We start from the raw sequence: 7,319 nt of genomic DNA, 5'->3' as shown, positions 1-7,319 counted from the left end.
AGCGATTACGCACACTGCCCGAACACGTCTACAACCAGATGGTCATGGGCTGAAAAACGTGGGGATACCTCAGGGCCTGGATGCCCCCTTGCCCCACCCATCTTGGGCGTCTCGGCTTCGCGCGAACTGTCAGCTATAAATCACCAGCGTTAGCGAACCCTCACCTGCAACCAACTTTGTGCGGCTTCACACCGTAGTGCTGTACCCGATCGTCCAGGCTCGCTAGGCTTGTGGCATGCCTTCCAATCTCGACTTCATTCCCTTGCACCTGTGCGTGCTCACGGTGTCCGACAGCCGCAGCCTGGTCAATGACCGCTCCGGCGATTATCTGGTCGAGGCCCTCACCCACGAGGGCCACGTGCTGCACCAACGCGCGTTATGCCCGGACGACCGCTATCGCATGCGCGTGATCGTCTCGACGTGGATCGCCGATGCGCAGGTCGACGGCATCCTGATCACCGGTGGCACCGGCTTCACCGGCCGTGACAGCACACCGGAGGCGATCACACCATTGCTGGACAAGCCCATGCCCGGGTTCGGTGAATTGTTTCGCGCGATCAGCGTGGAAGAAATCGGCACCTCCGCGCTGCAGTCGCGTGCCTTTGCGGGGCTGGCCAATCACAGCTTCGTGTTCTGCCTGCCCGGCTCCACCTCGGCCTGCCGCACGGCGTGGGAAAAGATCGTGCGCGCGCAACTGGATGCGCGCACCAAGCCCTGCAATCTGGCGACACTGCGTCCACGCCTGGGCGAATAGCCTGCACGCTCTCCACCCTTGTTGAAACGCGCATGTCGCATCTGAAACGCAATGCCTACAAGAAATTGCTGGCACCGCTGCAACTGCAACTGGTCAACATGGCGCGCTGGCTACGGCACACCAACCAGCGCGCACTGGTGCTGGTGGAAGGCCGCGATACCGCCGGCAAGGGCGGCGTGATCCAGGCCATCGCCAGCCACGTCAATCCACGCCAATGCCGGGTGGTGGCGCTGCCGAGCCCCAACGATCGCGAAAGCACGCAGTGGTATTTTCAGCGCTATGTGGCGCATCTGCCGGCCGCCGGCGAGTTGGTGCTGATGGATCGCAGCTGGTACAACCGCGCCGGCGTGGAACGGGTGATGGGCTACTGCACCGATGCGCAATACGAGGCGTTTCTTGAGCAAGCGCCGCGCTTCGAACAACTGCTGGTCGACGACGGCATTTTGCTGTTCAAGTATTGGCTGTGCGTGGATCAGGCCGAGCAGGAACAGCGCTTCGCCGAACGTCACAAAGATCCGCTCAAGGGCTGGAAGTTGTCGCCGGTAGATCTGCAATCACGCAGCAAGTACGACGACTACACCGCTGCGCGCGAGCGCATGCTCGAAGTAACCCATACGCCGGACGCGCCGTGGACGTTGGTGGATTTCAACGACCAGAAGCTGGGCCGATTGAGCCTGATCCGCGACCTGCTGCATCGACTGCCGGACACGTCGGTGCCAGAAGAAAAAGTGCAGCTGCCGCCGTTGGGCGGCAAGCCACACAAGGAACGTTACGGCGTGCTGGAACCGATCGACGATTACGCCGGCCAGTCCTGAGAGATCTCGTCGCTGGCGGCAGTGGTAGACGGCAACGGATACAGGCCGGCCTGACGTTCGACCTGCTCGGCCTGTAGCACCAACTGGCTCAGGCGCTGACTGAACAGCTGCATGAAACCGCGGTGCAGCGGGCGCATGGCCTCAATGTAGTCCACGTCGTCGGCCTGCGCGCCGAGCGGGCTGCACGAAGACAGCAGCACTTCGTCCAGGCGTAGCGCACTGTCGGGCAAGCGCACCAGCGAGGCGCGGCGCAACCAGTCGCGCATGCCATGCAGGTACTCGTCAGCCAGGATGTAGGCCACTTCGACCTGGTCCAGGTCGACATCCGGATTCCACGCCAACACCTGGACGACCTGAGAACGCTCATCCAGCATGCGGCTTTCGGCAACCAGGCCGTGCAGCTGCTGCAGCAAACGCCACTGCACGCCGGCGGCCTCGCGCTGCGGGGTCGGCATCGTCTCGATGGCCAGTGCCAATCGGCGTGCGAACAGCGCCGGTACCTCGGCCAGCACGATCGGGCCGGCATCGGCGCCAAGCAGAAAGCGTTCGGTACGTAGCGTGGCGGTATCGGGCAGATAGCCGTCCTGCAGCGGTCGGGTGACGCCGTGGTCGAGCAAGGACAGCACCACGTCCAGCCAGTAGCGACGTTCCTGCTGCAGCGCGCGGGTGGCGGTGGCGTTCTGCCATGTCTGGCGTACATCGTCCAGACGGGCGATACAGGTTTGCGCGTCCAGGCTGTCCCAAGGCGCACGGGTGGCGTCGTTGGGATCGAAGTTTTCCACGCTAAGCATGCCGCCGCCGAAGCGGTGCCAGGCCGCGCCACGCTGAGTGTCGGCCGGGTCGGGCTTGGGCGCGCAGAGCGGCGCGGCGCTGGCCGGACGCAACAAGGCGGCGTAGGCGTCTGTCCACGAATCGGGCAGGCGTGCAGACAGGGGGTAGGTTGCCGAAGACGCCTGGCCCAGGCCGTCGCGCGCCACCCGCAGGCTCCACAGCACCGCACCGATCACAATGCCGCCGAAGATCCACGCCAGCAGCCAGCTCGTCGCCGCTTGCTCGGGTTTCAGCACGCGGGTCTGCGGATGCAGGAACAACAACCAGCCACTTCCCAGCAGCACGCAGAGATACAACCACGGCGCGAGCTGCGTCAGTTGACGGTTGCTGCGGTGTGCAGGCAACACGTGCCTGTCATTGCGGTCTTGAGATGGAGCGGCCATACATTCCTCCTGCACGCTGTGCTCGCGCTGAGAAGGTTATCGGCGAGGCGATGCAAGTCTGTTGCCCTGCTCCAGCGGCGAACGCTCAGACAGTTACAAAGTCTTCAGTCGGCGCCATCGTGCAAGGCGTGCGCGTGACGGTCGCGACCTTGGCAGCTGGCGGGCCCTGCCAGAGCCAGGTTTCCAGCGCATCCAACGCGGCATCGGTGCCGGCTGCAATCACTTCCACGCTGCCGTCCGCCTGATTGCGCGCGTGTCCGCACAGGTCCAACCCGATCGCACGCTCGCGGGGAGGCGCGGAACCACACGCCCTGCACCACGCCGGTGACGACGAAGCGCGCCGCCTGCATCAGCCGGCCTTGCCGGTGATGCCTACTGCGGTTTCGATATCGCGCGCGGTGACCGGGCCGAGGAATTGCCTGGCGACCTTGCCATCCGGGCCGATCAGATAGGTCATCGGCAAACCGCGCGGCGTGGCGAAGTCCTGTGGCGGCTAGTAGGGGTCGACAATGGCAACCGGATACGACACCGGGTGGTCTTTCAAAAACGCCTGCATCTCGGCGCTACTGATGTCTTCGTAGGCCAGGCCCACCACTTCGATGCTGTCGCGCATGGTGTGCAGCGCCGACAGCTCGGGCATTTCCTTCAGGCATGGCGCGCACCAGGTGGCCCAGAAGTTGACCACCACCCACTGGCCGCGATGCGCAGCCAGGTCGTAGGCCTCGCCAGTCACGGTCGGCAGCGACAGCTTGGGCATCTCTGCAGCCTGCTGCGCCACCGAGGTATCGGGCGCAGCTGCCGGGTCAGCGGCTGCGGCCAGTTTGTCCGGCGCCTGGGGGGGCGCTGCAGGCGCAGCTCTGGTACTGGCAGCGGGCGTGCCCTCGCCGGTGGGCTTGCAGGCGGTCATCAACAACAGCGGCAACAGCAGCGCACAGGCGCCGCGCACAAGGCGCAGGGTCATGGAAGATCTCCGGGAAGGTGGGTATAGAGGTCGCCGACCGGCCGCGCCAGCACGCTGCGCAGTGGTTGACGCAGTTGTTCCAGCGCAGCTGCGGCGGCCTGGCCGTAGGCATCCTCGCGGCACGGCAACGGGCGGTCTTCGATCGGCACGCGCAGTTGGCAGCTTTCGTAGAGTTCGGCCAGTGGCACCACATCCAGATCGCGCGCCAGCAGCCACTGGCCGCGCTCGTCGCGGCGCAGCAGGCGGATACGTTTAAGCTCGCACAGCAGCTCCTGCATCAGCGTGTCGGTCAGCATGGGTTCCAGCGCCAGGATGCGGTCTTCGTCGAGTCCGTCCCCCTGGAGACGCGCCTGCCAAAAACGGCCGAGCAACCGCAACACGCCATAGATCTCGAAGCCCGGTGGCAGGCGCATGGCTTCAGGTTGATAGCGGAACGCCGCCATCGACGAGGCCAACGACGCACCCAGCAACACCGACACCCAGCTCAGATAGATCCACAACAGCAAGATCGGCAGCGCCGCCAGCGCGCCGTAAATACGCTGATAGGTCTGAAAATTGCCGAGATAAAAGCCGAAGCCCCATTTGACGATTTCCATCAGGATCACCGCCAGCAGCGCGCCCGGCAGCGCATGCCGCAAGCGCACCACATGCTGCGGCACCACGCAGTAGATCAGCACGATGCAGACAAATTCCACCGCCATCGGCGCCAGCCGCCAGGCGAATGCCGCCAGCCATTGGCCTTCGGTGGTGCGGAACAGCGGTAGCGCGAAGACGTAGGCGGCCATTGCCATCGAAGCGGCGGCCAGCATCGTGCCCAGGGTCAGCACTGTCCAATAAATCAGAAAGCGCGTCACCTTCGGCCGTGCAGCCGCCACCCGCCAGATGCTGTTGAAGGTCTGCTCGATGCTGTGCAGGGTGATCAGCAACGAGGCCACCAGCGCGACCATACCGGCCACGGTGAACTTGCCCAGATCTTCCAACGAACGGTTGAGGTAGTTCTGCACCGAGCGCGCCGCGCCGGGCACGAAGTTGTTGAAGATGAAATCGGTGAGCGCGTCCTTCCATTCGTTGAAGGCCGGAAACGCCGACAACGCCCCGAACACCACGATCGCCAGCGGCACCAGCGCAAACACCGTGGTATAGGCGAGCGACGCAGCGGCCTGGAACAGGCGGTCATCGGGAAAGCGGCGCCACAGAAAGCGCCCGAAGCTCACCGTCCGCGCGCGGTCGCGCAGACGCTCTTTCCATTGGTGGAGTTTGTTCACGCGAGACATCGCACAAGGGTACCCGATGCGCCGTCATCACGGCCTTGTCGCACCTGCAGCGTGCAGCTAGCCCACGCCATCGCCGATACTGCGGCAACTCACACAAGCGGTAGATGCGCGATGGCGGAGATTCTGGTGCTGTATTACAGCCGTGGCGGTTCGGTGGCGCGGCTGGCGCGGCAGATCGCGCGCGGCATCGGCGAAGTGCCCGGCATGAGCGCGCGCCTGCGCACGGTGCCGCCGGTGGCGGCGGTGACCCAGACCAGCGCCCCGCCGGTGCCCGACGACGGCGCGCCCTATGTGGACAAGGCAGATCTGGCCGACTGCAGCGGTGTGTTGCTGGGTAGCCCGACCCGCTTCGGCAATATGGCCGCACCGATGAAGCATTTTCTCGACAGCCTGGGCGCCGAATGGGCCAGCGGCACCATGGCCGGCAAACCGGCAGGCGTGTTCACCTCCACCGCCTCGATGCACGGCGGCCAGGAATCCACGTTGTTGTCGATGCAGTTGCCACTGCTGCATCACGGCTGCCTGATCGTCGGCATCCCGTTTACCGAGGCTGCGCTGAGCCACACCACCAGCGGCGGCACACCCTATGGTGCCAGCCATGTTTCCGGCGCAGGCGGCGACCCGCAGCCCAGCGACGACGAAGCATCCCTGGCGCGCGCGCTGGGACGCCGGGTCGCCGATATCGCGCGGCGTCTGGCCAGCCCATGAGCCTGCGCGTTCTGCATTGGTTGCTGACGGTCGCGCTGCTGGCGCTGGCGGTGTTGTTCGTGGTCTGGTTTCACGACGACCGCCACCGCACGGCGGCGCTGCTGGTCTTTGCATTGCCGCCGGCACTCATGGCCGCGCTGGCGCTGCGCAGCGCGCGCGCACGGTTCTGGGCCGGGGTGTTCGCGCTGGGTTGGTTCAGTCACGGCGTGATGGCGGCCTGGAGCCAGCCTCAAGCGCGTGGACTGGCGTGGCTGGAATTGCTGCTGGCCCTGCTGGTGGTGGCGCTGGTCAGCGGGCCGGGTGTGGCGGCGCGGTTCGGCAAGCGACGCGCAGCGCGCTAGGGCCGCGTTCTGCAGCGTGCGCGCCGGGGGTCGTATCATGACGACCCTCGCGCTGCCTGTACTGCGCACGTTTGTAAGGACTCGCAGCAATGGAAGACCTCCTGATCGTCACCACCGGTGGCACGATCGACAAGATCTACTTCGACGACAAATCGGACTACCAGATCGGCGACCCGCAGATCGGCCAGATCCTCAAGGAACTGGGCGTGACCTTCCGCTTCTCGGTGATCCCGATCATCCGCAAGGATTCGCTGCACATCACCGATGCCGACCGCGCACTGGTCCGCGCCACCATCGCCGCCCAGCCGACGCGCCATGTGCTGATCACCCACGGCACCGATTCGATGGTGGAAACCGGCAAGGTGCTGCAATCGATCGCCGACAAGACCATCGTGATGACCGGCGCGCTCAACCCGGCGCGCTTCCGCGGCTCGGATGCCGAGTTCAACATCGGCTGCGCGGTCGGCGCAGTGCAATCGCTGCCGGCCGGCGTGTATATCGCCATGAATGGGCGCATCTGGAACCCGGAAAACGTGCGCAAGAACGTCGCCGCCAACCGCTTCGAGCCGGTCTGAAGCGATGAGCAAGGCCAGTCGCGCAACCGGCGCATTGGACGCGGCCGGTGTGGCCTATGTGCTGCATCCCTACGCGTACCAGGCCGATGCCGATGCGAAAGGATTGCAGGCCGCACACGCCTTGGGGCTGGCGCCACACACGGTGCTGAAAACACTGATGGTCTGGGTCGACGAGCAGGCGGTGTGCGTGGTGATCCCGTGCGATCGCCGGGTATCGTTGAAGAAATTGGCCAGCGCGTGCAGCGGCAAATCGGCGCGCATGATGGACGTGGCCGATGCCGAACGTCGCACTGGTTACAAGGTCGGCGGCATCAGCCCGCTCGGGCAACAACGCCAGGCGCCGGTGCTGATCGAAGCCACCGCGCTGGAGGCACCGTCGCTGTGGATCAACGCCGGGCAACGCGGTTTGCTGCTGGAATTGCCGGGCGATGGCATCGCCGCCGCATTGCAGGCGCGGGCTTGCAGTCTTTGCGATTAGACGCAGCCACTCAACCGCGCCTGGTGATTTTCAGCTGGCTCTAGCCAGCATTTCGAAAAGAACGTTCACCCTTGATGACGGGCATCGATCTTGCCCGTCCGGCGGCGACGTGCCCGGTTGCTATGGCCTGTTAACACATAAGAAGCCCTTCAACGATCAGGACGAAGCTCAGGAATCCGAGGAACATGACGTCGAGCTT

8 protein-coding genes and 2 pseudogenes are annotated in these 7,319 nt (G+C 65.0%); 6 read left to right on the top strand and 4 right to left on the bottom strand.

Features of this window, described 5'->3' with window-relative positions; genetic code table 11:
* Positions 1–235: 235 nt before the first annotated feature.
* Together moaB and ppk2 are read left to right on the top strand one after the other, a co-directional pair.
* The gene (gene moaB / locus XpopCFBP1817_RS18295) at positions 236–754 is read left to right on the top strand and encodes a molybdenum cofactor biosynthesis protein B (RefSeq protein WP_128418204.1); all 519 of its coding nucleotides are present in this window, start codon (positions 236–238) and stop codon (positions 752–754) included.
* A 32-nt stretch (positions 755–786) separates the two neighbouring features.
* Positions 787–1,569 carry a polyphosphate kinase 2 gene (gene ppk2, locus XpopCFBP1817_RS18290; protein WP_128418203.1) on the top strand — a complete coding sequence of 261 codons (783 nt, stop codon included), beginning with the start codon at positions 787–789 and terminating at the stop codon, positions 1,567–1,569.
* Here the strand turns inward: ppk2 and XpopCFBP1817_RS18285 are convergent.
* From XpopCFBP1817_RS18285 to XpopCFBP1817_RS18270, 4 genes and pseudogenes are all read right to left on the bottom strand, one after another.
* Positions 1,551–2,783, bottom strand: a complete 1,233-nt coding sequence (locus XpopCFBP1817_RS18285) for a hypothetical protein (RefSeq protein WP_128418202.1) — start codon at positions 2,781–2,783, stop codon at positions 1,551–1,553. The two genes, ppk2 and XpopCFBP1817_RS18285, sit on opposite strands and share 19 nt — an antisense overlap.
* Positions 2,784–2,868: 85 nt before the next feature.
* Positions 2,869–3,133, bottom strand: a pseudogene (locus tag XpopCFBP1817_RS18280) (acylphosphatase).
* Positions 3,133–3,744: pseudogene (locus XpopCFBP1817_RS18275) on the bottom strand (TlpA family protein disulfide reductase). The pseudogenes XpopCFBP1817_RS18280 and XpopCFBP1817_RS18275 overlap by 1 nt, the downstream one beginning before the upstream one ends.
* The gene (locus XpopCFBP1817_RS18270) at positions 3,741–5,018 is read right to left on the bottom strand and encodes a YihY family inner membrane protein (RefSeq protein WP_128418201.1); all 1,278 of its coding nucleotides are present in this window, start codon (positions 5,016–5,018) and stop codon (positions 3,741–3,743) included. The pseudogene XpopCFBP1817_RS18275 and the gene XpopCFBP1817_RS18270 overlap by 4 nt, the downstream one beginning before the upstream one ends.
* Positions 5,019–5,129: 111 nt before the next feature.
* Between XpopCFBP1817_RS18270 and wrbA the strand changes: the two genes are divergently transcribed.
* From wrbA to ybaK, 4 genes are all read left to right on the top strand, one after another.
* Positions 5,130–5,726: an NAD(P)H:quinone oxidoreductase gene (gene wrbA / locus XpopCFBP1817_RS18265; protein WP_128418200.1), complete on the top strand. Its 597-nt coding sequence runs from the start codon at positions 5,130–5,132 to the stop codon at positions 5,724–5,726.
* Entirely contained in the window at positions 5,723–6,067 is a 345-nt protein-coding gene (locus XpopCFBP1817_RS18260) for a DUF2069 domain-containing protein (RefSeq protein WP_128418199.1), read from the top strand. The genes wrbA and XpopCFBP1817_RS18260 overlap by 4 nt, the downstream gene beginning before the upstream one ends.
* 89 nt (positions 6,068–6,156) lie before the next feature.
* The gene (locus XpopCFBP1817_RS18255) at positions 6,157–6,642 is read left to right on the top strand and encodes an asparaginase domain-containing protein (protein ID WP_128418198.1); all 486 of its coding nucleotides are present in this window, start codon (positions 6,157–6,159) and stop codon (positions 6,640–6,642) included.
* Between the two features lie 4 nt (positions 6,643–6,646).
* Positions 6,647–7,120, top strand: a complete 474-nt coding sequence (ybaK, locus tag XpopCFBP1817_RS18250; RefSeq protein ID WP_128418197.1) for a Cys-tRNA(Pro) deacylase — start codon at positions 6,647–6,649, stop codon at positions 7,118–7,120.
* The last annotated feature ends 199 nt before the right edge of the window (positions 7,121–7,319 follow it).

This window comes from Xanthomonas populi (genome assembly GCF_002940065.1).
Classification (GTDB): Bacteria; Pseudomonadota; Gammaproteobacteria; order Xanthomonadales; family Xanthomonadaceae; genus Xanthomonas; species Xanthomonas populi.
This window is presented reverse-complemented; position numbering and strand designations above follow the sequence as displayed.